Origin of the sequence: Lichenicoccus sp., from assembly GCF_965276875.1 — a bacterium.
Taxonomy (GTDB): domain Bacteria; phylum Pseudomonadota; class Alphaproteobacteria; order Acetobacterales; family Acetobacteraceae; genus Lichenicoccus.
This window is the reverse complement of the sequence record NZ_OZ255701.1, coordinates 3,071,455-3,094,351: the sequence shown is the minus strand read 5'-3', so window position 1 is coordinate 3,094,351 and position 22,897 is coordinate 3,071,455. Positions and strand designations below refer to the sequence as shown.

Below are 22,897 nucleotides of genomic sequence, written 5' to 3'. Positions count from 1 at the left end.
CTGAGTGCTCGACATTCCAGGGCGGCCGGGGACTTGAGGACGTTCTCGAGCTCGGCATATCACCTCCCGTGCAGCTGACCGCGCGCGGACCGGCTCGCCATCGCGACTTGGCCCCGACTTGGCGCTGTTTGGAGGAACGTTTGGGTCCGAGAACCAAGCGCGACTAGAGACTGCAAAGAAATAACAGATATCGCAAGAGTAGTGGTGGCAGCTTGACGCTGGGCGGATCACGTTGCGAGGCGTTGATCGACGCAGGCATAGCAGGTGAAGGAGGTCGGCATCACGGCGATTGGCTTGATCACGAAAGGTGTTCCGTGCCAATCAAAGGCGCTCAGCACTGACGCATTTTCCTAAATTACAGAGTCTTTTGCGCTGTTGTGGCCGAGCAAGCTTCCTGTCGTGATGGAGGCACACAAGATCAAGCGTGCGAATTCTCGGCTCAGGGTAATCTGTTAGGTTGAAGCAGAGCAGATGTTCGACAGATGCAAGGTTTAAAGTAGACCGATGACGTATAATCCACCTCTCGAAGGTATCGTCGTGGTGTCGATCGAGCAAGCGGTCGCGATGCCTTTCTGTACGTCTCGGTTAGCTGATGCCGGCGCAAGGGTGATCAAGGTTGAGCGGCCGGAGGGCGATTTTGCCCGCGGCTATGATGATGTGGCTGCTGGCCAAAGCAGCTACTTTGTCTGGCTCAACCGAGGCAAGGAGTCCGTCATTCTGGATCTCCGCCGAGGCGAGGATCGGGATCGTCTTACCACTCTGTTGGCCAGTGCTGATGTCTTTGTTCACAATCTCAAGCCTGGATCGATTGATAAGACCGGTTTTTCATTCTCGAAAGTTCGCGAGCGCAGGCCTGAGATGATTTGCTGCTCGATCAGTGGCTACGGCGATACCGGTCCCATGGCCAGGCGCAAGGCCTATGACCTGCTCATCCAGGCCGAAAGCGGCCTTGTCTCGTTGACGGGGTCCTCCGACAATCCCTCGCGAGTCGGAATTTCAATCACGGACATCGCGAGTGGCGCCACTGCGCATGCTGCCATTCTGGAGGCGCTCTTCGCGCGTTCGCGTGGACTCGGCGGTGCGGAAATCCAGGTCTCGATGTTCGACGTCATGGCGGACTGGCTCTCGGTTCCATTGCTACACGCGGAGTCCGGCAGCCATCCTCAGCGGGTCGGTCTCGCTCATCCGTCGATTGCTCCCTACGGACTGTTCACCACCGCCGATGGGCACGACGTGCTGATCTCGATCCAGAACGATCGCGAGTGGGTTGTGCTCTGCAAAGAAATTCTCGGCCGGCCTGACATCGCACATGATGACATGTTGGCGACGAACGTGGCCCGTGTCGCCAATCGCTCGCGCACGGACGCTTTCGTAAGGGAGGCATTCCGGGCCTTGTCCTTCACAGACCTTGCGCGGCTCCTGGAGCGTTTCGAGATCGCGTTCGCGCAAGTGAACGATATGAACGGGCTCTCTCGGCATCCACATCTGCGGCGGATTACGGTCGAGACGCCTGGGGGGCCGGTGAGCTATCCCAGTCCTGCGGCGATCGTGAACAAGGTGTCCAGGGCCTATGGACCAGTACCTGCCCTGGGCGAGAATCGGCTTTCCGGTCAGAAGGATGAGGCAGATGAGAACATCGGGGCAATCACCAGTGCCGATTGATCTCGACTATCTGTCGTCCTGGACTGGGCGGACGGTACGATCCACCGATGTGATCAGCGTCGAACTCACGCGACGATACAATGCGACGTTGGGCGAATTCTCGTCGCTCGACTCGTCAGCGTCGGTGGGTGCTATGGCGCCGGCCGGAATCCATTGGTGCCTTGCTCCGCTTGTCGCAGACAAGCAGTCGCTCGACCGGGATGGTCATCCAATGCGAGGCGATTTAATCCCACCGGTGCCATTGCCGCGGCGGATGTGGGCCGCCGGTTCCCTGCAGTTTCTGGATACGCTGCTGGTCGGTGATGAAGTCACCCGACAATCCACAGTCAAGGACCTCGTTCTCAAGGAAGGGCGCAGCGGGCCGCTTGTCTTCCTGACCGTTTCCCACGCCTCCTCGACAACTCGTGGAGATGCCGTGATTGAAGAGCAACAGATCGTCTTTAGAGAAGCAAGCGCGGCTCTGGAAGCCGCAGATACCTCCCCTCCCCGGCCGGTTTCGAACGATTCTCGATCCTTTAACGAAGTTACCCTGTTCCGCTACTCAGCCCTGACCTTCAATGGCCACCGAATTCACTACGACCGCCCTTATGCAGCATTCGAAGGTTATCCGCACCTTGTTGTGCATGCCCCATTGCAGGCAAGCCTCCTGCTTTACCGCGCCATCAGCGAAAATGGTGGGCGACTGCCGCGTGAGTTCAGGTTCCGTGCCGTGCAGCCTTTGTTCTGCGGACAAGCCTTTGAAGTCAGCTTAACGCGGGCGGCGGGGCGCATGGAGCTCTTCCTTTCCACCTCTGATGGTCCGTCGATGACGGCGCGGTCCGAGCTTTGAGCCCCGCCATGTCCGGCTGCGTGACACCGCTATTCGTGCCGGCCAACAGGCTCGACCTGCTGCCGAAGGCCGTCGCGTCGGGTGCGGACGCGATTATCGTGGACTGTGAGGATTCGATTCCGCCTGTCGGCAAGGAAAAGGCGCGTCTCGCGCTGCGCAATGTGGAGCTGGCTGGCTGTCCCGTGATTGTGCGGATCAACGGCATCGAGACCCCTTGGTTCGGCGAAGACGTTGAAGCTGTGGAGAGACTCGAGGTAACTGGCGTGCTCTTGCCGAAGGCGGAGCCGTCGCAAGACTTATACGATCTGCGCACTCGACTGCCGGAAAGAATCAGGCTCCTGCTCCTCATTGAGACGGCAAGGGGGATCGCGTCGGCCAGAAAATTGGGAGACGCACCAGGCGTCTGCAGGTTGGCTTTCGGCTCGGTGGATTATGCAGCCGATCTGGGCTGCGATCATGAGGCTGAGGCCCTGGCAGCGGCGCGTGCGGAAATCGTTTTGGCATCAAGACTCGCCGGCCTCGCAGCACCCCTCGATGGCGTGACACTCGCGATCAAGGATCCGGTAGAGGTGACCCGGGACGCTGAAAGAGCCCGCCGGCTGGGTTTCGGGGGCAAGCTATGTGTTCATCCTGCTCAGATCGAGCCGGTGCGTGCCGCGTTCGCGCCTCGACCGGCGGAGGTCGCCCAAGCTGAGCGTATCCTGGCGGCCGACAAGGCGGGTGCCACGGCTGTAGCCGGCATCATGGTAGACGAACCTGTTCGACGTCGTGCCCGGGCGATCCTGACAGCAAACCAAGCACGTCAAAGGTTGACATAGCTGAGATGGGAGAAAAGCAGATGATCGGTCTGACCGACGCTTTGGCCGAATATGCGGCAACGGTGCGTGCTGAGGATCTCCCGAGGGAAGTTCTCGACCGGGCGGGCGCTCTAGCGCTCGACCTGATCGGCAACATTATCCGGGCCCGCCATTCCTCGGAAAGTACCCCTGCCCTCCTCTCCGCGGTCAAAATCCTCGGGACGGAAGGGAGAGAGGCGCATGTCTTCTCGGACCCAGCAACCTACAGCTCTGCGACGGCCGCCCTGATCAACGGAACGCTCGGCCACAGTCTCGATTTCGACGATACACATGCGGTCGCCGTCGTTCATCCCGGCGCGACGGTTATCCCGGCGGCGTTGGCCGCGGGCGAGGCGACCGGCGCGTCCGGGGCAAGTGTCGCCGCCGCCATCGTCGCCGGTTACGAAGTCGCCCTCCGGCTGAGCCTGGCACTTCCGGCCGGCGCGCATTACCAGCGAGGCTTCCACCCCTCGGCAACATGCGGCGCGTTCGGCGCCGCCGCTGCGGCGGGTCGAGTCTACGGTCTGTCGCGCGACCAGATGATGTCCGCCTTTGGTGTCGTGCTGAGCCAGACATCAGGCAGCCTGCAGTTCCTCGCCAACGGCGCCTGGACCAAACGCTTCCAGGTCGGCTGGGCAAGCCTTGCGGGAATGGTCGCAGCAACTCTCGCGCGCGAAGGGTTCATAGGTGCTTCCCAGGCTCTGGAGGGCAAACATGGCTTCCTTAACTCTTATGGCGACCCGACAAATCCGGGCCGGTTCTTTGAGGATCTCGGCCGGAAATACGAGCTGATGGCCGTGGGCGTGAAGCCCTACCCATCCTGCCGATGGGGCCACGCCGGGATTGACGCGGCTCTCTGGCTGCGAAAGGAGCACGATTTCGATGTGGACGCGATCGACGAGATCCAGCTCGGCCTTAGTCAAGCTGGGATGCTCCTGATCGGCTCGCCCGCGGACCAAAAGTCCCGTCCGGCCAACATTGTCGATGCGCAGTTCAGCGGTCCCTTCGTCATCGCCACAGCGCTGCTGACCGGCAAGGTCGACTGGAACAGCTTCGGCCTGCTCGGGGATGCGAGGCTGCAGCGACTGATGTCGAAGGTGGGGTGCATCAACGCTCCCGAGATCGAAGCCGAGTTCCCGGAGCACATGGCTGCTCTGGTCAATATCCGCTTCGGCACAAGGAGCGTGCAGCGCAAGGTCATCGATCCCAGCGGCGAACCGGCGAATTTCCCGACCAGGACCGAGCTATGCCGGAAGTTCGCCGGATTGGCCGCCGGCATCCTGAGCGCGGCCGAAATCGATCATCTGCAGGAAACAATCCTGCGCTTCTACGAGCTGGACAAGATCGGGCTTGCTTTCTCGACTGGAGCGGGTCAGGTCAAGGCAGCCTGATACTCCTGGAACATGATTGGGTTACCTTGGCTTCGCCGATCACGCTCAAGCCGCAGTGCGGGCGACTGGTCAGGTTCTAGGAGACAACCACCAGTCCCTGATTCTTAGCCTTGAGAGGCAGTCCCTGGTCGGTTGCTTCCGGCAAGGTCATTTCCCAATAACCCTCAGCAACCAGGCGTGAGACCTCTTGACGAACCATGCTCACCATAGTTCGTGCCATGCCGGTAAGCGGCCGCGCCGTCGAGGTCGCGACAACCAGACGTCGGGCAATCGTCGGCTCATGGATCGGCCAGCATTTCAGACGTCCTGCCTGCATTTCCCCCTTGACGCTGGCGTAAGGAAGCACCGTGAAGCCAATCCCGGCTTCGACGAGCGCGACCATGGCTTGCAGGGAATCAACCTCGACGATCGTTCCGAGCTGGCTCTTGACCTCTGCCAGCGATCGTTCGACGAGCAGTCGTAATCCATGCGGACGGCTAGGAAGGACCAACGGCAGATCTCCCAGCAAAGCGGTCGGCACGGGGTTCGGGAGATCGACCTCGCCGTGCGCATTGGATCCAACAAGGTAGAGTTGTTCCTCGATCAGGTCGTCGACCACCAGGGTGCTCGATTTTGGCGGGTTGTATAGGACCGCAACATCCAGTCGACCGATGCTGAGCCACTCCGCGACCGCGCCACTGAAGACTTCGGAGATTTTCAGCGAACCACGAGGAAATTCAAGTTTGAAACGACGAACCAGCGGCACGATGAGTAGCGCACCGACGGTAGGCGGAACGCCGAGTATGACTTCCCCGATCGGATTGGTCTGGAGCCCCACGAACTCGCTCAGAGCAGAATTGACGCGATCGAGGATATCCTTCGCATGCTCGCGAAACCGTAGCCCCGCCGGCGTCAGAACCGCACCTCGACCTGTCCTGATGAACAGGACCACGCCCAAGGTCTCTTCAAGTTCCCTTACGCAGCGACTGAGGACAGGCTGAGCCACAGAACAAGTAGCCCCCGCCTTGGAGAAGCTTCCGGTGTCCGCTACAGCCAAAAACAGCTTGAGATGCCTGAGATCCATCGCTCCCAGCCTTTTGTTTTGCCATAGCGTATACAGCGCCGCCTGTTGCGGCAAGGTCCGGATGCCGAGAGAGAGTAGGCTGAGCTTGTGCATTCTCACCCATAAGTCAGTCGGCATCCTGCCTGCAGCGGTCGGGCCGGAGCAACGCCATGGTCCTCTCGCGCCAGCCGTATCAGACTGTCGCCGCTGTCCCGAGCACTACCGTCGATTGCGCTGCGAGTAGGCCTCCGTTGCCATGGCAGAGAGCCACATTGGCTCCCGCCACCTGACGATCTCCCGCGTCTCCACGAAGCTGCTCGACGGCCTCGATAAGGGTGAAGATGCCGTACATACCCGGCTGGACGCATGACAGACCGCCACCATTGGTATTGACCGGAAGCGAGCCTTCCGGGGCGATGCGGCCATCGCCGATAAAACGGCCGCCTTCGCCCTTGGGGCAGAAGCCCAGGTCCTCGAGAAACATGACGACGTTGATCGTGAAGGCGTCATAGAGTTGGAGAAGATTGACGTCCTCGACCTTGACGCGCGCCATGCGGAGAGCGGCCGGACCCGTCTCGGCCGCTTTGGTGGTCGTCAGATCGGGCATCTGCCCGATCTGGTAATGAGACGCAGCCGTCCGGCCGCCCAGGAAATGGACCGGCGCCTTGGCGAGGTGGCGCGCTCTGTCCGGCCTCGTCATGATCACGGCCCCAGCGCCGTCAGTTACAAGGCAGCAATCCAGTAGGCTTAGCGGATCACAGATCATGCGGCTGGAAAGCACCTCGTCTGCGGTAAGCGGGCTTCTTGCGAATGCAACGGGATTTAGCCGGGCCCACTGCCGCGCCGCCACTGCCGCCATCGCCAAGTCGTGACGGGTCGTCCCATACTGGTGCATGTGGCGGGCGGCCGCCATGGCGTAGGACGAGATCGGCTCGCGAGGCTTGTGAATCATCTCATAGGGAGGCGTGCCCGCAGGCATGATCGGCAGAGCAGCGCTGCGTTGGTTGCTGCCGTAACAGATAAGTGCTACGTCGCACAGACTGGACTGGAGCGCGGCGGCCGCTGAGATGGCATGGTCGACGAAGACGTTGCCGCCCGTATTGGTGCCGACGGCATGAGCGGGATGGATGCCAAGATAGTCTCCGACCACCAGCGTCGGAAACATATCCACCATGTTGGCGGCATAGAGCGCGTCGATGTCAGAAAGCAACAGACCCGCGTCATCAAGCGCCCGCGACACCGCACGGCCGATCAAATCAAGATGAGTAAAGCCTGGTGCCTCGCCGATTCCAGCGAGTCCGATGCCGACGATTGCCGCCGCATCACGCAAGTCAGGATATTTCATCGGTCGCCGGCTCCTTCTCGAAGCGAACAATGTAGCTTGCCGGATCCAGGCTCTCAATGATGGCCCGGACAGCGATCCCGATCGCCACATCACCAGCCGGCATACCCCGAACGCTGCTCAGCATCCTGGCACCTTCGGCGAGGTCTACGAGGGCGATGCTATAATCGCCGCCGCGCTCCGGCCGCTGATGGATGACGGTGGCGGAATACACTGTGCCCTTACCTGAAATGGGCGCCCACTCGAGTTTCGTGGACCCACAGCGAGGGCAGAGTGTTCTCGGCGGGAAGATGACAGGCCCGGTACAGGCGCGACAACGCTGAAGGTGGATCGCTCCTTGCCTTAGGTAGGATTGATACTGGCCACCAGGACTCTCGCCTTCGGCGTTTGGAGATGACATCTTTCTGACCTTACGGTGAAACTTCTACTCAGTTGCGGCTGGGAAAGGCTGAATTGGGTCCAGGTCCAATCGCGCTGCAAGACCGACCAGGCTCGGTGCGGACGGAGGATATGTCCGAAGAACGAGGGGATCGTGACCAGGAATGACATGCGACCCAGATGAGGCCAGTCGCCTTACGTCGCGGTAGGCATCGAGGAGTGCGCCTATTGAATAGACCGCCGGGAAGGCTCGATCTTTCTCAATATTTTCATAGTAGTGAGATACGTCCGACGCGAGCACAACGAAGCCCCGCTGGGTCTTGACACGAACGACCTGCATGCCGAGCGTGTGGCCTCCGACATGATGGAGCGTGACACCAGGGGCGAGCTCGGTTGCGCCGCTGTGAAATTCCGTCCTGCCTGTGAAGGTGCGCCGCACCATCGTCAGAACGTCCTCCATCTCATAATGTGTACGGAATGTCTCATGGCACATGCAGCGGCCTGTCGCGAACTGCATTTCGCTGTCCTGGACATGAAATCGTGCCTCCGGAAAGAGATGCCGATTGCCGCAGTGGTCGTAGTGCAGGTGGGTGAACACAACATCCCGAACAATGCGATGATCGACACCGATCGCCGCCAACCCCTCCTCTACGGGCCTCAGCAGCTCACGCTTTCGTGCTTCTGCCCCAGATCGATCAAAACCCGTATCAACCACGATCGTCCGCTCTGGGCTGACAAGTGCCCAAACAAAATAGTCCATTGGCATCGGACCATCATGCGGATCACCGCCGACGAAGTTCTCGGGCCGCCGCCGGTCCACGCGTGCATAGCGTACGGCGTGGATCTCGTAGGTGTCGCTCAGCTCTCATGCTCCTTGCAGGGCAAAGGGTCGATTCCCGCCTGTCTCGCCAGCACCGTGACAATGCGGCTGAAATCCGCGTCGCCCCCCAACTCGCCTCTGGCGTTTTGCCACGCGCCGTCAATCGCAGCGCCGGCAGCGAGCGAGACGCCCGCCATTTTTGCCTCGTCGAGGAACAATCCGAGATCCTTGCACATCAATGCAATCGTGAAGCCCAGATCAAAGGTGCCAGGGAGGATCGCACGTGGGAACTTGTCCAGAGAGGCGCTGCTGCGTCCCGATCCGGCGTTCAGCACTTCGATCATCTTAACCGGATCGAGCCCGCGCTTTAAGCCCAATACGAACGCTTCGCTCGTAACCGCCAGTGACGTGGCAGACAGGTAATTGTTGATCAGCTTCATCAGCTGGCCAAGCCCTGGGCGTTCGGCCACGTGGAACACACGTCCGAGCGTCCGCAAGAGCGGTTCGACCACCTCGAAGCGTTGACGGGAGCATGCGACCATGATCGCCAGAGTTCCCGCCTCCGCCCCAGAAACACCGCCACTTACCGGCGCATCCACAGCACCGATTCCGCGCCGGCTCAGCCCTTCATCGATGTTATGCGCCGTATCAGAGCCGGTCGTTGAGAGGTCGATCACATGACGGACGACGCTGCTCGATATCAGACCGTCCTGCCCCAGCACCACCTCGTTGACGATGGCCGGCGCGGGAAGGCTAAGGAGCACCGTCTCGCATCGGTCGCCGATCGCCCGCACGGAATGGCCAGCCTTTGCTCCGACGCCGACGAGCCGCTCGACGGCGGCCTGGTTCAGGTCGAACACGAGTACGTCGTGACCGGCTGCGACTAGGCGGCGAGCCATCGGCGCACCTATATTTCCGAGACCGATAAAACCGATGGACATGAGCGAAGCGAGCTCCTTTTGATCAGCGAATGATGAAGGGGTTGCCGAAAGTCTCGCTGGTATCGATCCACACGGTCTTGGTCTGCAGATATTCGTGGATTGCCGCCTGGCCGCTCTCTCGTCCCAGTCCGGAGCGCTTGTAACCGCCGAACGGCGCCAGATAGCTTACCGCCCGGTAGGTGTTCACCCATACGGTCCCCGCTTCCAGTCTGGTTGGCAGCGTCAGCGCTCGGCGGATGTTCGAAGTCCATATGCCAGCCGCGAGGCCGAACATCGTACCGTTTGCTATGCGGACAGCGTCTTCTTCGTCTTCGAACGGAATCACTGACAGGACCGGCCCGAAGATCTCTTCCTGCGCAATCCGCATCGACGGCGCGACATCCGTGAAAATGGTCGGTTCGACGAACCAGCCATCGCCGCATTCGGGGCGGACCGGCCTGGCGCCCCCGAGCACGCAACGTGCTCCTTCCGCCCTGCCGATATCGATGTAATCGAGAATCTTCCGTAGTTGCTGCTCCGTGGTGACCGGCCCGACCTGGGTCTGCGGATCGAGCGGATCACCAAGACGCGCCTGCCGGGCAAAATCAACGAGCCTCGTTACAAACCCTTCGTAGACGTCACGTTGCACCAGCGCTCGTGAGCCGGCAATGCAGGTTTGGCCGGTGGCCGCGAAAATCCCGGAGATCACGCCATTCAACGCGTGGTCCAGGTTCGAGTCCGAGAACACGATGTTGGCGGATTTGCCACCCAACTCCAGAGTGACCGGCTTGATCTGCTCGGCCGCTCTTTGATAGATCCGCTGGCCAGTCGCATCACCGCCGGTGAACGCCACCTTCGATATTTGTCGGTGATCAACCAGCGCATCACCGATCTCGTTACCGAAGCCGGTAACGATATTGACAACACCGGGCGGGAAGCCCGCTTCCTCAAAAAGCTGTCCGAACGCCAGAGCCGAAGCGGAGGAAAACTCGGACGGCTTCCAGACGATCGTGTTGCCAGCCGCGAGTGCCGGAGCCAGCTTCCAGGCCGCGAGTAGTAGAGGCGAGTTCCAGGGCGTGATCACACCAATGACGCCGAGCGGCTCCTCGCGAGTGTAAGCAAAGGTCGAAGGCTTGTCGATCGGAAGCACCCGGCCTTCGATCTTGTCGGCCAAGCCGCCGAAATATCGGAACCATTCGGGAATGTAGCCAAGCTGGGCGCTCATCTCGGCGATAAGCTTTCCATTATCCTGAGACTCGATGCGCGCCAGTTCGACCGCATTAGCCGCGATCAACTCTCCCAGCCTCACGAGCAGAGCGCCGCGAGCCGAGGCGGTGATGCCCCGCCACTTTGCCGCATGAAAGGCTTCATGGGCCGCGGATACGGCTCGCTCGACGTCGGCGATCCCCGCCCGCGCCACGGTTCCCCATGCTTTCCCTGTAAAGGGATTTATCGTGTCGAACCACGTTCCAGTCGTTGGATCGATCCAACGACCACCGATGAGGAGCTGACCAGGACGGTCTATCACCTTCATGTTGACTTGCTTTCTGCCTCGACCTCGTCGAGTACTTCTCGCGCTGCGCGGAAGGAGTCGATCGCCGCGGGAACACCTGCATACACCGCTACCTGCAGGAGGACCTCACGTATCTCCTCCATCGTGCAGCCATTGCGCACCGCCCCCCTTACATGCGCTTTCAGCTCGTTTGGACGGTTTAGGACGGAAAGCATCGCGAGATTGATCAAGCTACGCGTCTTCCGCTCCAGGCCTTCGCGTCCCCAGATCGCTCCCCAACAGAATTCCGTCACCAGATCCTGCATCGGCTGGGTGAAGGTGTTGGCAGATTCGAGAGCCCGTTTCACATGGTCGGGTCCGACGACCTCCGTTCGGATTGCAAGGCCGCGGTCGTAGAGTTCCTTGTTTATAGGCATCTTAGACATCCCTCGGCTTTAAAGTGTGCTCCTCGGCACCTGGACCTCACAAAAAGCATGTCGGCCCATCTAGCGCGGAACCACCACCACGGTTGTCAAAGTTACATCAGGAACGCACCACTCTCAATCGAGGTAGCACTCGATCTCTCCGGATATCAGCTAGATCAGGATTGGAGGTAGCACTCCCTTCCCCGCTGATCTCATTGATGTGGCAAGCCTGCGGACTGTCTTGGTGGAGCGCATTGCAATGGATGATCACGTTGCCGGCTTCTCTGCAATCCGTCGTCACGGTTCGGTTTATTCCGTCGACGGCTAGCATGAAGCATAGCTGATAGGACAGCTCAACCACTAGCTGTCTGACCTAATGGTCCTTTAATTCAGGGCGATCTCAGTCAACTGCTTGCACGTAAGGGTAGAATGATGGTCGCCGATAGCTCTAGAACCATACCCGAGACGACCGGCTTCGCAGGGGTGGCGGAAGACCGTAGCTACGCTGAGATCCGCGAGGAGATTCGCAAACTCTGCGCATCGTTCCCCGGCGAATATTGGCGCGAGCAGGACCGCTCACAGCGCTATCCGACCGAATTTGTAGCCGCGATGACGGAGGCGGGCTACCTCGCTGCATTGATTCCCGAGGAGTATGGCGGTTCCGGCCTGCCGCTCTCCGCAGCGGCTGCGGTCCTTGAGGAGGTGCAACGGGGGGGGTGCAACGGGGGCGCCTGCCATGCGCAGATGTACATCATGGGCACGGTGCTCCGACACGGCAGCGCGGCGCAGAAGCGGCAATATCTTCCTGGTCTCGCTGACGGGTCGCTTCGCCTTCAGGCGTTCGGCGTGACCGAGCCGACCAGCGGGACCGACACGACGGCTCTTAGGACCATGGCCGTGCGTGACGGCGACAGTTATGTGGTGAACGGCCAGAAAATCTGGACCAGCCGCGCCGAGCATTCCGACCTTATGCTGTTGCTCGCGCGTACCACGCCGAGGGAGAAGACCGCCAAGAAGACGGAGGGCCTGTCCACCTTTATCGTCGACATGCGTGAAGCCATAGGCCACGGACTTACTATTCGCCCTATCCGGACAATGATGAATCATAACTCGTGCGAAGTGTTTTTCGACGAGCTCCGGGTGCCGGCTGATAACCTGGTAGGTGTCGAGGGAAATGGCTTTCAATACATCCTGGACGGGATGAACGCAGAGCGCCTACTCATCGCCAGCGAGTGCATCGGGGACGGCAAGTGGTTCACCGACAAGTCGGTCGCCTATGCCAGGGAGCGTGTTCTGTTTGGGCGGCCCATTGGGCAGAACCAGGGCATCCAGTTTCCTATTGCCCGGGCTTATGCTCAACTTCGTGCTGCTCAGGCAATCGTCAATGAGGGGCTCGCCAAGTTCGAGCGGGGCGAGCGCTGTGGTGAGGAAGCCAATATGGGCAAGATGTTGGCTGCAGAGGCCAGCTGGGCCGCAGGCGAAGCCTGTATCCAGACCCATGGTGGATTCGGTTTTGCAGAGGAGTACGATGTTGAGCGCAAGTTCCGCGAGACACGCCTCTACCAGGTCGCTCCGATCTCGACGAACATGATTCTCGCCTACTTGTCCGAGCACGTGCTGGACCTGCCGCGATCCTATTGACGGCGGTGTCGCTGACGCTGGCCGCGTATAGCGGCTGGCGCTCCTTTGCTCATATGCCCGCGCACCGCGCCCTTTGGCGGTGGCGCTTGGGACCGACGAGGTTGGGAGTGGAAAAGTCTTGGCCGTTCAACCGGCCCGAGGAACATTGGGTGGCTGCATAAGGCGACCGTCCAAGACGGCGGCGCGGACCCATGCGACGCGATGCGCTCCTTGCGGCGACCACCTCATCCGCTAGTTCTTGGCCATGCGAGCGTTGGCTGCCGCGCGACAATCAGGGTGAGAACGCCCGAGATGTCGAGATGGGCAGCTTCGAACGGTAGCGTTCACCGTAGTCGATCAACGAGTTGCCGGCGTTTTCCAGATAGCGACGCAGGTCGTCACAGTTCCAGAGGAGCCTCGCGACCACAGGTCTGAATGTCTCGCCGTTCACGTATGCAACCCCGGGCGCGGCTTGTCGGATATAGAACAAGTCGCCGGGGGCCTCATCGGAACGGTTGTTCCAGATGAGACGTCGAAGTCGCCCGATCCAGCGGTCGATGATGTCCAGGCCCGCGCGGTGTTATGGATCGAGAGCATGGATACCAGGCATCGCCTGCTGGACGTGCTGCACCCGCATGGAAATGTGCCACCAGTCCAGAATGCAGGTGATCGGCTGACCGACTGCTGCGCGAACCAGGCCGGGAAGGGCTGCCTCGCCGTCGCTGAGGACCGTGACGGAGCGGCCACGCTCCCAACCCTGCTCTCAAAGCGCCTGACGCACGGTCGCCAGTGCAGATCCGGCACCTTTGGGCGCCAGAGCGAACCGCCGCGGCGTCTTCCGAGCAACCTCGATCTTGCCGACGGTGACGTCGACATACCGCGACTGATACCCATGGGCTGCTCGAATGTGCGCCCCATCGATCAGGACCATCATCTCAGCTGGTCGCTCGGCCTCGGGCGCAGGTTGGTCTGCCGGCATCTGCTCGAGATCCGCCGCGACGCAATGCGTTCTGTTGCGCATGGTGGCGTGGTTCATCGGCCGGCACGGCAAGAGGGTGGTCAGCAGCCGAGCCGCTTCCCGGTAGGAGTGCCTAACGCTCAACTCCGCTTGTAGCCGCCGAAGCTCGGGCGTGCACCGGTCCGGGAGCAGCTCGGTCAGAGGTGACTGGGACATGTCCACGAAGCCCCAGTAGTTTTTACACGGGCATATGCTGATCCGAGGAGCGTCGACCGTGATGGTCCCGAAGACCGTCTGGATCTTACGAGTCCTGGTGTCCCGCTGGCGTCGGAGCTTCAGGCAGTCGCAACAAACACGGGAACAGGTGGCAAACTCCTCCTGCCCCGGATAGACCACTGCGGAATCTGCGGCTCCGACGACGCTGATCCCACGCCCAAGCCCAACCATTGCCATCAATTCCTCGCGGCGTACCGGATGCCGCCCGACAATCGGCCGATGACCGAAGGTGGAGAGACTCCGGACGACGAAGTTGTGGACCTCAGGACCAGGGTCGGTTTTGCTCACGATGAAGCGTTCTTCAGAGATGTGTTCCCATTGCACGGTCTCCAGATTTGCTAGGCGATGGTTGTCCGGCAGCACGACGTTGACCGCCTCGGACCAGAGAAGTTCCACCTCGCATCCCGGGGCTGGCGTTGTTCCCACGACAAAGCTCACGTCCATGCGCAGCGCTCGAACAGCCGCGACCTGGTCGCGCGGCGAGCCTTCGACGATCTCAAGTTCGACGTCGGCGTGCTCCGCGAGAAACGCCTGGAGAAGCTGGCGTGGAGTGCCGCTCGCGACCAAGGAGACGACCCCGACGCACAACCTGCCCTCATTACCGGCACCGCTGAGCGCGGCCTTGAGCAGCAGACTTTGCACGTCGTTGAGGATCTCTCGCCCGCAAGACAGGATGCGAACCCCCGCGAACGTTGGCTGCGCACCCCGACTTTGCCGGTGGAATAAGCTGACTCCGGTCGCGTCCTCGAGCGTGCGAACATGGCGACCCACAATCGACGGCCGAACACCAAGCGCCTCGGCTGCCTTGCGAAAGCTTCCGTGATCGAGAACCACCAGAGCACGTTGCAACCCGACTAGAGGGTGTTATGGACTCTCATCAGGTCTGCGGCATGCTTGAGCATGTATCCGACGAATGCGATCACGTGGAAGCCGGCGAGTGTTTCGGCGTAGCGCTCGTAATCTTTGACCAGTCGGCGGCAACGTGTGGCCCAAGCAAAGGATCGTTCCACGACCCAGCGCCGTGGCAGGAGAACAAATCCTCGCTTTGCCTCCGGCAATTTGACGACGTGCAGCGCGATGCCCTCGGCTGCTGCGGCGTCTGCGGCCGCCTCGCCGGTGTAGCCCTGATCGACATAGGCGAGTTTGACATTGTCGCCCGTGGCATCCTGGATGTCGGCGGCGAGGCGTTTTACTGCGGCACGGTCACCGACATCAGCCGGTGTGACGTGCAGGGTGAGCAGGTGGCCGAGCGTGTCCACGGCCATATGCACCTTCGACCCTCGTTTGCGTTTGGCACCGTCATAGCCGGCGCGAGTGCCGCTCTCCGGCGTCGAGCGCAGGGTGCGACTGTCGATGATCGCCGCCGTTGGCTCCTCCGCCCGGCCAGACGCCAGGCGCAGCAATACGCGCAAGTCTTGGGCCAGTGTCTCAAAACATCCCGCGGCCAGCCATCGTTGGGACTGCTGATACACGGCCGCCCAGGGGGGAAAGTCGTTCGGCATGGCACGCCAGGCAATCCCGTAGCGAATAACGTAGCGAAGCGCGTTGAACAGCTCCCGCGAGGAGTGCTCACGCTGAGGGGCCGCCTCGGTCATCAACGTCAGATACGGGACCACCAGCGACCATTCCTCGTCGCTGACGTCAGAAGGATAGGGCTTGCGAACCGGAGTGGGGCACATCCATCTCCATTAAGCGGCCACCGCGCGAAAGTACATAACACCCTCTAGGTCGAGCATAGGTCCCCAGCTTGCCCATTCACCTTCGAGGTTCAAGTTCCGATGCGCGCGAACACTCTGTCACTGCCTGCTACTCCCCATGCAGGGCAGAAATGCTGGCAATAGGCCGACAACCGCCACTGGTCGCGCTGAGCTTCTGATTTCCCAGCGGACCATGCCGGGCCAACACCGCGGGAAGGCATACTGCGTCAGCAAAGCCACTGCGCCGCTGTTTCCTCTGCGAAGGCACGGTATGTCCGCAACGGCCGTTCAAGCATCGCTGTCAGACGCTCGATAGCTCCCGGCATCGGCATTATCCCAATCTTCTGCCAGCTATCGAACATTAGCGAAATGTCGAGAGCCATTGCTGGCGCCACGTGCTCGCGTTGGCTCTTCTCGAAGATATCCAGGTCGTCGCCGGCGTAGGAGATCGATTTGCCAAGCACATCCGTCCAGATCGAGGCGATGCTGTTGGCGGTAAGGATCTCGGGACCCGAGATGTCGATGAGGTCGCGAGGTAGCCTGTCGGCGGCAGAGTCCCGCTTCAGAAGTTCCAGCGCTGCAACATCCGCGATGTCGCGGATATCGACCATCGCGGCGCCGACATTTCCGACGGGCATCGCATATAACCCGTTGCCGAGAAAAGCGTCCTTGACCATCGCATCGTTCTGGAAAAAGTAGTTTGGGCGCAGAATGGTCGCGGGAAGATCCAATGATTCAATGAGCCGCTCGCCTGCAAACTTGGCAGCCGCATGCGGGACGTCCACGAGCGCATCCGCGTTGGCCATCGAGAAATAAACGATTCCCTTCAAACCAGCATCTTTCGCAAGCCTCAAAGTCAGGAGCGCTCGTGTCAATTCGTCGGCGACGACAGGGTTGAGAATGAAAAGCGTGTCCACGCCTCGCAAGGCGCGTCGCATCGTCTCGGGATCCAGCCCATCCCCTTTAACCGCCCGGACCCCAGGTGGCAGGTGCGCTTCTGGGTGTTGGGTAAGCACAACGACGTCCGCGCCATGCTCAGCCAGGTTTTTCACGATCGGACTTCCGACTTGCCCAGTGCCGCCGACTGCAAGTATTGTCATTCTATATTACTCCGTTTTTAGGATTGGATCAAAGCGGCCGGTGTTCTGGTTCCGGACCGCTTACGAAATCGGCAATTCACCGATGTCGCGCTTGGGCGATTGTTGTCGGCGTTCCAGCCACCAAGTCGGCGAAGAACGCGTGCATCGCGCGGGGTTCGCGACCCAGGATCGACCGAAGCGTGAACGGATTGCCGAGCAGCCCGTGCTTATCGTAGTTCGCATACATCGCCGCGAGCTGCTGCTTCTGCGCGTCGTCGTAGGGCAGCTGCGCCTTGGCCGCCCATTCCTCGAACACGGGCGCGGCTGCCTTGATTTCGCGCCCCGACACCTCGCTGGCGATGGCAGCCACTTCCCCGCGATTTTTTCCACCGTCGGCGCTCAGCTCATACGCGCCGTTGACCAGCAGGTCCTCGGTGAGGGCGATCGCCGCCACCTCGGCGATATCGCGGTAATCGACCCGTGCGATGCGAGCAGTGGCGGAGAACGGTTCGGCCAGCACGCCGGTCTTGACGACGGCCGGCCATCCTGCGGCCAGATTCTGGTAGAGGACTGACGGCCGAAGCAGGGTGTAGTCCAGACCCGACTTGAACAGGGCATCCTCGATCGGCCGCTTCGATGCGTGATTCCGCAGATCGAGGGAGGGATGGATGATCGTTGAGAACACGATCCGGCGCACACCCGCCTGCTTGGCGGCTTCCACGAAACCGACGCCCATCTCGGCTTCGTCCTCCTGGAAAACGGGCGAAATGTAGAAGGCCCGTTCCACACTCTTGAGCGCGGCCTCGACGCTTGCGCGATCTCGAAGGTCTCCGAAGACGACCTCGCCGGCTCCGTTGCCTCGCGCCGTCTCGGCCTGTTCCGGCGTACGGACAAGCCCACGCGGATGCACGCCCCGCTTGGCCAGCTCCGGCACGACCAGCCCAGCAAAACGGCCGGCTGCGCCAACCACGAGGGTGTTCGAAGCTTCAGGCATGTCGATCTCCTTCTGTCGGGATCGATTTGGCCCAGCGTGGAACTGCTTAAAGAGACGATCATTAACGACACTCGTGAGCGAAGGTCTCGAATGGATCGATTGCTGGCTATGGAGAGCTACGTCCGCACCGTCGAGCGGGGCAGCTTCGCTGGCGCAGCCGCTGGCCGAGGACTGTCGCCCAGCATGGTGGGCAATCATGTGCGTTTCCTAGAGGCAAGGCTCGGAGCGCTGCTGCTCAACCGGACAACTCGGCAGCAGAGCCTGACCGAGTTCGGCCGCGCCTATTACGAACAATGCCGACGCATCCTCCGCGACATCGACGATGCCGAGAGGTCGGCCGACCTTGCGCAGTCCACACCGCGTGGCCTGCTGCGCGTGACAGCACCGATGTCCCTCGGAACGACCATCATACCTGCAATCATCGCCGTGTATTTGCACGGCCACTCGGAAGTACAGGTTGAGCTCGTCCTGCAAGACCAGCGTCTCGACATGCTTGCCGACGAACTCGACGTTGCGATACGCGTCGGCACGCTACCCGATTCAGGGCTGATCGTCCGCGCCTTGTCGCCACTGCGTCTGGTCGCCTGTGCGTCGCCGTCCTATCTGGCCGCACACGGCCATCCGCGGACGCCGGCCGACTTGGAAAGTCACAACTGCCTCGATTTCACCAATGCCGGCGAGCCTCGGGTGTGGCGGTTCTCAGGAGTGGGTGGCGAGGTCACGATCCAGGCCGGCGGAAGCCTGCGCGTCAACAACGGGCAAGCCCTTCGCGCCGCGGCGCTCGCGCATGTGGGCGTAATACTACAGCCTGAAGTCCTGGTAGCGGACGACATCGCGGCCGGACGTCTCACCCACCTGCTGGCGGACCACGCTGCGCCCTCACTGCCACTCTCGTTGCTGACCCTCCCGGATCGGCATCCGTCGCCAAAGCTGCGGAGCTTCATCGATCTCGTCGTGAAGATGGTTTGACGAGCGGCAATCAACCAACTTTAAGGACGCCGACTGCTGGCAGAAGCTGAATATGTCGGGCGCAGCCTGGCAAGAACGTATTTCGTCTACACCAAGCCGGGTGCGGCTGCATGAAACTGATGTCAGCCGCCGACGCCTTCTTCGAGCCCGATCTCTCGCGGTAGCAGCGCTCGACCGGCGTGACCGTTGTGTTGCTGCCGGTTCGATCTTCGCTGCTCCCGACGGCGTCTCATTCAGCTCGCTGTTCTCGCGCGTACAGAGTTGGCGGTATTCCGACGTGGCGGCCAAAGGCCTTGCTGAACGTGCTTGCCGAACTGTAGCCCACGCGTTCGGCGACTTGGGCCACACCGGTTCGCTCGCGGCGGAGGAAGTCCTTCGCAAGCGCCATGCGCCAGCGAAGCAAGTATTCCATTGGCGCGACGCCCACCTCGCGCCTGAATTGATCAAAGAACGTGGACCGTGAAAGTCCAGCCATTCTCGCGAGTTCGACCACCGTCCAATTATGGTGCGGACGGTCATGCATCTGCCGAAGTGCCGTGGCGAGCCGGTTGTCGGTGAGCCCGCGTAGCAAACCCTGGGGAGCTGTAGGTCCGGCGGTGGAGCGTAGCGCCTCAATCAGCAGGACCTCAAGGAGCCGTGCGATCACCACGTCCCGACCAGGCCTGTCGCCGCGGGTCTCCTCGTTCACGAGTTCGACCAGCGTGGTTAGCCGTCCCTGTCCACGGACATGCACGAGCTGAGGCAGAAGCGACACCAGCAGATCGGCGTCATTCGAGCCGAACGGCAATGACCCACCAGCATGGTGATGTTGGGCGCCTCGTCCGGGCTGCCGAGCCGGAACACGCCAGGACTTGTTTCGACCCTTTCGGGCTCTTTGACACCTGACGGCGGTTTAAGGCTCGAAGCGGCGAAATCGTAAGCGGCAGGCACGAGTACGAAGTCGCCCTTTGTCAGTGTAATCGGCTCCCGGCCAGCCACTGAGAGGCGACACAAACCGTCGAGTACGGCGCAGTAGAACGGACGCCTCTGGCCGAATACGAACAGGCGGCGGGAGGCAGCTGGTGAGCGGCGTGACGGCGGCGTTGCCGGAGATGCTGGGTCGGCTGAAGCTGACGGCGATGCGCGACCGGCTGGACAGCCTGCTCGACGACGCGGCTCGGCGGGAGATGACACTGCCGGAGACGCTGGCCTTGCTGTGCGAGGCGGAAGTGGCGCACCGGGAGGAGCGGCGCATCCAGATGGGGCTCGGTATCGCCAAGTTTCCGTTTGTGCGGACCCTGGAGAGCTTTGACTTTGCGGCGCAACGGTCGCTCGACCCGAAGCAGATCCGTGATCTTTCGGCGTGCCGCTGGGTGGCGAACGGCGACACGCTGCTGATCCAGGGGCCGCCGGGCGTCGGCAAGACCCACTTGTCGGTCGCCATCGGCCGGGAAGCGATCCGCAACGGCTACTCGGTGCTGTTCACCCCGGCCATGGCGTTGATCACCGCCCTGGTGAAGGGGCAGGCAGAAGGGAGGCTCGAGGACAAGCTGATCCGCTCCGCCAAGCCGAAGCTGCTCATCATCGATGAGCTTGGCTATCTGCCTCTCGAGCCGCAGGCCGCGCACCTGTTCTTTGCTTTGGTCAGCCGCCGCTACGAGCGTGGCAGCATGCTGGTCACCAGCAACCGCAGCATCGGCGAGTGGGGCATGATCCTGAACGACCAGGTGGTCGCCACCGCGATCCTGGACAGGCTCCTGCACCACAGTCATGTCGTCACCATCCGCGGCGACAGCTATCGCCTGCGCGAGAAACGACGCTCCGGATTGCTTAAGCGGAGCAACGAGGCAGATCCAGTTGTCGGAACTGCGTGACGTCACCGTCCAATTCTAGCTGTCGCCAGTGTCTAGTTCCGGATGCCACTTGTTAGTGTTATACGCCAGCCCTGAAGTGGTGCCGCCGACGGCCAGGATCGCGAAAGTATCGGCGCGGCAGGGGCAGGTGCACATGCGCCGGATCCTGACCGGAACATCTCCCAGGACGGAGCGGATGTGGCCAGGCAATGTCCCTTGCTGGAGAGCGTCGTCCCGCAGTGCTCGCACGTTCGCGATCTTCTGCAGAGCAATGCGACCTGGCCGCGGACGATCTCCGCCTGAGCGGCCGCCGTCAGCCGCTTGCCCTCTTCCGGGGTGAGCCCGATCGTCTCGGCTGTTGCCATATCGTCACGCTCGATCCGAGCCACCTCGACCTCAGACACCGGGCCCGACCCCAACTCGGCGATCAGCTTCAGTCACCGGACCAACCTCGCCATCGTGTTCGTCCTCCTAAACGCAAATCGTCAGGATACCCAACTGAACACGCCCCCACGACTTTACCTGCTCTCCAATGCGGACGGCAGATCGGCTGAGAGAACGTCCTCCCGGCAGGGTCATCCCGTGCTCGCGCAACGCGGGCCGCACGCGGTAGTCGAGTGCAATGATCCTATGGCGTAGCAAGCAGGTTTACGTTCAGTTCGTGCAACGCATCGACGAACCCGGCCAGCAGCGTCAGCTCGACGACTGACGTCGCGAGCAACCCACCCGGCTGGGCACGGTCATAGACGCAGATGCAAGTGCGACCCGTCAGGCGGGAAAAGTAGACCAGGCCATGGGCGTCAGTTTGCTCATGGATCGCCCGGCTCAGCACGCGCCCTTGACCCTGCGCCTTGCCGCGGGCTGCTTCGGTCGAAACGCCGAGGCGCACCAAGCCTGTGGTTCTGAGGTCGATCAGCGTCAGCGCGGCGCTGGCGCTCACTTCTGTCGCGCCCCAAAGCGCGGCTTCGATGTCAATAATTTTGCGCCGCGCCCTGCCCTGAAACCGGTCGCGGACGAGGGTTTCGGCGACCCCTGTCGTCAGATCCTGCCCGAGGTAGATGACCTTGAAGGCGCTCGTCGGGCTGGCGAAGCGCGTGACCCCGAAGCCTGCGCCGAGCGGCGTGGCCGCGTGCGCCATGCGGGTAACGCGCACATAGGTTTTGGGCGTGATCGCAACGGCCAAATCGGCGAGGACGTTGGCATCGAGGATCACGCGTCGGCGAAATTCGAGTGGGCCATCTCAACGACCTTGTCGGTTGCGCCTGCCTTGAGACGCGCCAGCGGGGTGACGCCGGCAAATCCCGGATTGGGCTCGCGTAGCCACAGCCATGCCACGCGTAGGTTGCCGATGGCTTCGACGATCGCGGCAAGGCCAGCCACAGGACGCCCGTCGACAAACTGCTCTGTCGGGAAAGCATGTTTGCGCACGCCAACGAGAAGCCCGATCACCGCCCCTTGCTTCTGCCAAGCGTGCAGGGTCGAGCGCGCCACGCCAAAGTCTCGCTCCAGCTCAGTCGGCCCCGCCAGGGGACCCGCCCAGTCCTCTACCTTGGTTGGCGTGGCATATCTACCGATGCGTGCCCTGCCCTCCTCCGGCGACAGCATCTGGCCCAGACCCACGCCTTGGCTGACCTCAGCCGCGGCTTTCGCGACCAGCTTCAGCGGCTTCTGCGCCGTTTCAGGTTCAGCGGCGATCTGGGCGACCAGCTCGTTGAACCGCGCCTTGCGAGCGATCAGGCGCTTGCGGGCAGCAGGGGACAACCGTGCGGCTGTGGCGCTGAACACCGCGACCAGTTTTCCAACCTCGGTGAGCTCGCCGCGGGTGGAGTTCGGATTGCGCTCGGCGAACATACCGATCAAATCCGCAGCGGCTGGGCTGGCGATCTTGCCCGCGGACTGAATGGTCTGCCGGCGAGCTTGTGCAGCAGTCATCGAATGACCTCGTCATTTACAAGGTCGAGATATCCCCGATTGTCTCGTTTGTCCAGTATGTGCGGAGTGTCCAGACTCCTTGAGACGTGGAGTTTCGGGCGTCTTCCCTCCAGGCCGGACGCTCGGGCCGCACCCCGAGCCGCCGGAGGGCGGCGTCTCGGCCATCCGGCTTCCATCCCTGACCCGGGTCATCGCCGCGAACGCGGCGTGGAAGGGGCCGGGGGGCTGTAGCCCCGTAGGCGACAACGCTGTCGACTTTTGCACCCGCGCGCTGAACCTTGCCGACCGGGATGACCTGGGTTTGTCAGGTCTCGCCCCCGGTCCTACGTGCCTACCGGAGTGCTGACGTCTTACGCGCCCTGCATCAACTCGATCGCGAACCAGGCGCTGCTGGCGGATCGTG

Annotated in this window: 21 protein-coding genes and 1 pseudogene; 7 read left to right on the top strand and 15 right to left on the bottom strand. The window is 61.6% G+C overall.

The window, feature by feature from the left end; all coding sequences use genetic code 11:
- Window positions 1-504: 504 nt before the first annotated feature.
- The 4 genes from ACQY4K_RS15025 to ACQY4K_RS15010 are packed head-to-tail and all read left to right on the top strand — an operon-like array spanning window position 505 to window position 4,718.
- Entirely contained in the window at window positions 505-1,662 is a 1,158-nt protein-coding gene (locus ACQY4K_RS15025; protein WP_428391001.1) for a CaiB/BaiF CoA transferase family protein, read from the top strand.
- Complete coding sequence (locus tag ACQY4K_RS15020; protein ID WP_428391000.1) at window positions 1,652-2,491, top strand: FAS1-like dehydratase domain-containing protein; 840 nt, start codon at window positions 1,652-1,654, stop codon at window positions 2,489-2,491. Before ACQY4K_RS15025 ends, ACQY4K_RS15020 begins: the two co-directional genes overlap by 11 nt.
- 8 nt (window positions 2,492-2,499) lie before the next feature.
- A complete protein-coding gene (locus tag ACQY4K_RS15015; RefSeq protein ID WP_428390999.1) occupies window positions 2,500-3,309 on the top strand; it encodes an HpcH/HpaI aldolase/citrate lyase family protein in 810 nt (269 codons plus the stop codon).
- A 20-nt stretch (window positions 3,310-3,329) separates the two neighbouring features.
- Window positions 3,330-4,718, top strand: coding sequence for an MmgE/PrpD family protein (locus ACQY4K_RS15010; protein ID WP_428390998.1), 1,389 nt, complete (start codon window positions 3,330-3,332; stop codon window positions 4,716-4,718).
- A 76-nt stretch (window positions 4,719-4,794) separates the two neighbouring features.
- Here ACQY4K_RS15010 and ACQY4K_RS15005 read toward each other — a convergent pair whose 3' ends face one another.
- From ACQY4K_RS15005 to ACQY4K_RS14975, 7 genes are all read right to left on the bottom strand, one after another.
- Entirely contained in the window at window positions 4,795-5,874 is a 1,080-nt protein-coding gene (locus ACQY4K_RS15005; RefSeq protein ID WP_428390997.1) for a LysR family transcriptional regulator, read from the bottom strand.
- Between the two features lie 79 nt (window positions 5,875-5,953).
- Window positions 5,954-7,105 (bottom strand): acetyl-CoA acetyltransferase, encoded by a 1,152-nt coding sequence (locus tag ACQY4K_RS15000; protein ID WP_428390996.1) that lies wholly within the window; start codon window positions 7,103-7,105, stop codon window positions 5,954-5,956.
- A complete protein-coding gene (locus tag ACQY4K_RS14995) occupies window positions 7,092-7,502 on the bottom strand; it encodes a Zn-ribbon domain-containing OB-fold protein (protein WP_428390995.1) in 411 nt (136 codons plus the stop codon). Before ACQY4K_RS14995 ends, ACQY4K_RS15000 begins: the two co-directional genes overlap by 14 nt.
- Window positions 7,503-7,526: 24 nt before the next feature.
- The gene (locus ACQY4K_RS14990) at window positions 7,527-8,246 is read right to left on the bottom strand and encodes an N-acyl homoserine lactonase family protein (RefSeq protein WP_428390994.1); all 720 of its coding nucleotides are present in this window, start codon (window positions 8,244-8,246) and stop codon (window positions 7,527-7,529) included.
- 92 nt (window positions 8,247-8,338) lie between these two features.
- Entirely contained in the window at window positions 8,339-9,241 is a 903-nt protein-coding gene (locus ACQY4K_RS14985) for an NAD(P)-dependent oxidoreductase (protein ID WP_428390993.1), read from the bottom strand.
- Between the two features lie 22 nt (window positions 9,242-9,263).
- Window positions 9,264-10,754 (bottom strand): aldehyde dehydrogenase, encoded by a 1,491-nt coding sequence (locus tag ACQY4K_RS14980; RefSeq protein WP_428390991.1) that lies wholly within the window; start codon window positions 10,752-10,754, stop codon window positions 9,264-9,266.
- Complete coding sequence (locus ACQY4K_RS14975) at window positions 10,751-11,149, bottom strand: carboxymuconolactone decarboxylase family protein (protein ID WP_428390990.1); 399 nt, start codon at window positions 11,147-11,149, stop codon at window positions 10,751-10,753. The genes ACQY4K_RS14980 and ACQY4K_RS14975 overlap by 4 nt, the downstream gene beginning before the upstream one ends.
- A gap of 417 nt (window positions 11,150-11,566) precedes the next feature.
- Between ACQY4K_RS14975 and ACQY4K_RS14970 the strand changes: the two genes are divergently transcribed.
- Complete coding sequence (locus ACQY4K_RS14970) at window positions 11,567-12,778, top strand: acyl-CoA dehydrogenase family protein (RefSeq protein ID WP_428390989.1); 1,212 nt, start codon at window positions 11,567-11,569, stop codon at window positions 12,776-12,778.
- Between the two features lie 742 nt (window positions 12,779-13,520).
- On the opposite strand, the gene ACQY4K_RS14965 is transcribed toward ACQY4K_RS14970, so the two are convergent.
- The 4 genes from ACQY4K_RS14965 to ACQY4K_RS14950 form a co-directional block, all read right to left on the bottom strand.
- The gene (locus ACQY4K_RS14965) at window positions 13,521-14,825 is read right to left on the bottom strand and encodes a LysR substrate-binding domain-containing protein (protein WP_428390988.1); all 1,305 of its coding nucleotides are present in this window, start codon (window positions 14,823-14,825) and stop codon (window positions 13,521-13,523) included.
- Window positions 14,826-14,845: 20 nt separating this feature from the next.
- On the bottom strand, window positions 14,846-15,670 hold the full coding sequence (locus tag ACQY4K_RS14960) for an IS5 family transposase (protein WP_428390987.1): 825 nt from the start codon (window positions 15,668-15,670) through the stop codon (window positions 14,846-14,848).
- A 245-nt stretch (window positions 15,671-15,915) separates the two neighbouring features.
- Complete coding sequence (locus ACQY4K_RS14955) at window positions 15,916-16,788, bottom strand: SDR family oxidoreductase (RefSeq protein ID WP_428390986.1); 873 nt, start codon at window positions 16,786-16,788, stop codon at window positions 15,916-15,918.
- A 76-nt stretch (window positions 16,789-16,864) separates the two neighbouring features.
- Window positions 16,865-17,761, bottom strand: coding sequence for an NmrA family NAD(P)-binding protein (locus ACQY4K_RS14950; protein ID WP_428390985.1), 897 nt, complete (start codon window positions 17,759-17,761; stop codon window positions 16,865-16,867).
- 90 nt (window positions 17,762-17,851) lie between these two features.
- On the opposite strand from ACQY4K_RS14950, the gene ACQY4K_RS14945 reads away from it, so the two are divergent.
- A complete protein-coding gene (locus ACQY4K_RS14945) occupies window positions 17,852-18,730 on the top strand; it encodes a LysR substrate-binding domain-containing protein (protein ID WP_428390983.1) in 879 nt (292 codons plus the stop codon).
- Window positions 18,731-18,959: 229 nt separating this feature from the next.
- Here the strand turns inward: ACQY4K_RS14945 and ACQY4K_RS14940 are convergent, their stop codons facing one another.
- Window positions 18,960-19,205, bottom strand: a complete 246-nt coding sequence (locus tag ACQY4K_RS14940) for a helix-turn-helix transcriptional regulator (RefSeq protein WP_428396150.1) — start codon at window positions 19,203-19,205, stop codon at window positions 18,960-18,962.
- Window positions 19,206-19,385: 180 nt separating this feature from the next.
- Window positions 19,386-19,520 (bottom strand): annotated as a pseudogene (locus ACQY4K_RS14935) (AraC family transcriptional regulator); the annotation flags it as partial.
- Window positions 19,521-19,791: 271 nt separating this feature from the next.
- Here ACQY4K_RS14935 and istB point away from each other — a divergent pair.
- Complete coding sequence (gene istB / locus ACQY4K_RS14930; protein ID WP_428390982.1) at window positions 19,792-20,583, top strand: IS21-like element helper ATPase IstB; 792 nt, start codon at window positions 19,792-19,794, stop codon at window positions 20,581-20,583.
- Between the two features lie 607 nt (window positions 20,584-21,190).
- Here the strand turns inward: istB and ACQY4K_RS14925 are convergent.
- Window positions 21,191-21,775, bottom strand: a complete 585-nt coding sequence (locus ACQY4K_RS14925) for an RES family NAD+ phosphorylase (protein WP_428390981.1) — start codon at window positions 21,773-21,775, stop codon at window positions 21,191-21,193.
- Window positions 21,772-22,494 (bottom strand): hypothetical protein, encoded by a 723-nt coding sequence (locus ACQY4K_RS14920; RefSeq protein WP_428390980.1) that lies wholly within the window; start codon window positions 22,492-22,494, stop codon window positions 21,772-21,774. Before ACQY4K_RS14920 ends, ACQY4K_RS14925 begins: the two co-directional genes overlap by 4 nt.
- Window positions 22,495-22,897 lie beyond the last annotated feature (403 nt).

Coding starts and splice junctions, on each gene's coding strand:
- ACQY4K_RS15025 (WP_428391001.1), top strand. CDS start 505: ATGACGTATAATCCACCTCTCGAAGGTATCGTCGTGGTGTCGATCGAG.
- ACQY4K_RS15015 (WP_428390999.1), top strand. CDS start 2,500: ATGTCCGGCTGCGTGACACCGCTATTCGTGCCGGCCAACAGGCTCGAC.
- ACQY4K_RS15010 (WP_428390998.1), top strand. CDS start 3,330: ATGATCGGTCTGACCGACGCTTTGGCCGAATATGCGGCAACGGTGCGT.
- ACQY4K_RS15005 (WP_428390997.1), bottom strand. CDS start 5,874: ATGCACAAGCTCAGCCTACTCTCTCTCGGCATCCGGACCTTGCCGCAA.
- ACQY4K_RS15000 (WP_428390996.1), bottom strand. CDS start 7,105: ATGAAATATCCTGACTTGCGTGATGCGGCGGCAATCGTCGGCATCGGA.
- ACQY4K_RS14995 (WP_428390995.1), bottom strand. CDS start 7,502: ATGTCATCTCCAAACGCCGAAGGCGAGAGTCCTGGTGGCCAGTATCAA.
- ACQY4K_RS14990 (WP_428390994.1), bottom strand. CDS start 8,246: ATGCCAATGGACTATTTTGTTTGGGCACTTGTCAGCCCAGAGCGGACG.
- ACQY4K_RS14985 (WP_428390993.1), bottom strand. CDS start 9,241: ATGTCCATCGGTTTTATCGGTCTCGGAAATATAGGTGCGCCGATGGCT.
- ACQY4K_RS14980 (WP_428390991.1), bottom strand. CDS start 10,754: ATGAAGGTGATAGACCGTCCTGGTCAGCTCCTCATCGGTGGTCGTTGG.
- ACQY4K_RS14975 (WP_428390990.1), bottom strand. CDS start 11,149: ATGCCTATAAACAAGGAACTCTACGACCGCGGCCTTGCAATCCGAACG.
- ACQY4K_RS14970 (WP_428390989.1), top strand. CDS start 11,567: ATGATGGTCGCCGATAGCTCTAGAACCATACCCGAGACGACCGGCTTC.
- ACQY4K_RS14960 (WP_428390987.1), bottom strand. CDS start 15,670: ATGTGCCCCACTCCGGTTCGCAAGCCCTATCCTTCTGACGTCAGCGAC.
- ACQY4K_RS14955 (WP_428390986.1), bottom strand. CDS start 16,788: ATGACAATACTTGCAGTCGGCGGCACTGGGCAAGTCGGAAGTCCGATC.
- ACQY4K_RS14950 (WP_428390985.1), bottom strand. CDS start 17,761: ATGCCTGAAGCTTCGAACACCCTCGTGGTTGGCGCAGCCGGCCGTTTT.
- ACQY4K_RS14945 (WP_428390983.1), top strand. CDS start 17,852: ATGGATCGATTGCTGGCTATGGAGAGCTACGTCCGCACCGTCGAGCGG.
- ACQY4K_RS14940 (WP_428396150.1), bottom strand. CDS start 19,205: ATGGCTGGACTTTCACGGTCCACGTTCTTTGATCAATTCAGGCGCGAG.
- ACQY4K_RS14920 (WP_428390980.1), bottom strand. CDS start 22,494: ATGACTGCTGCACAAGCTCGCCGGCAGACCATTCAGTCCGCGGGCAAG.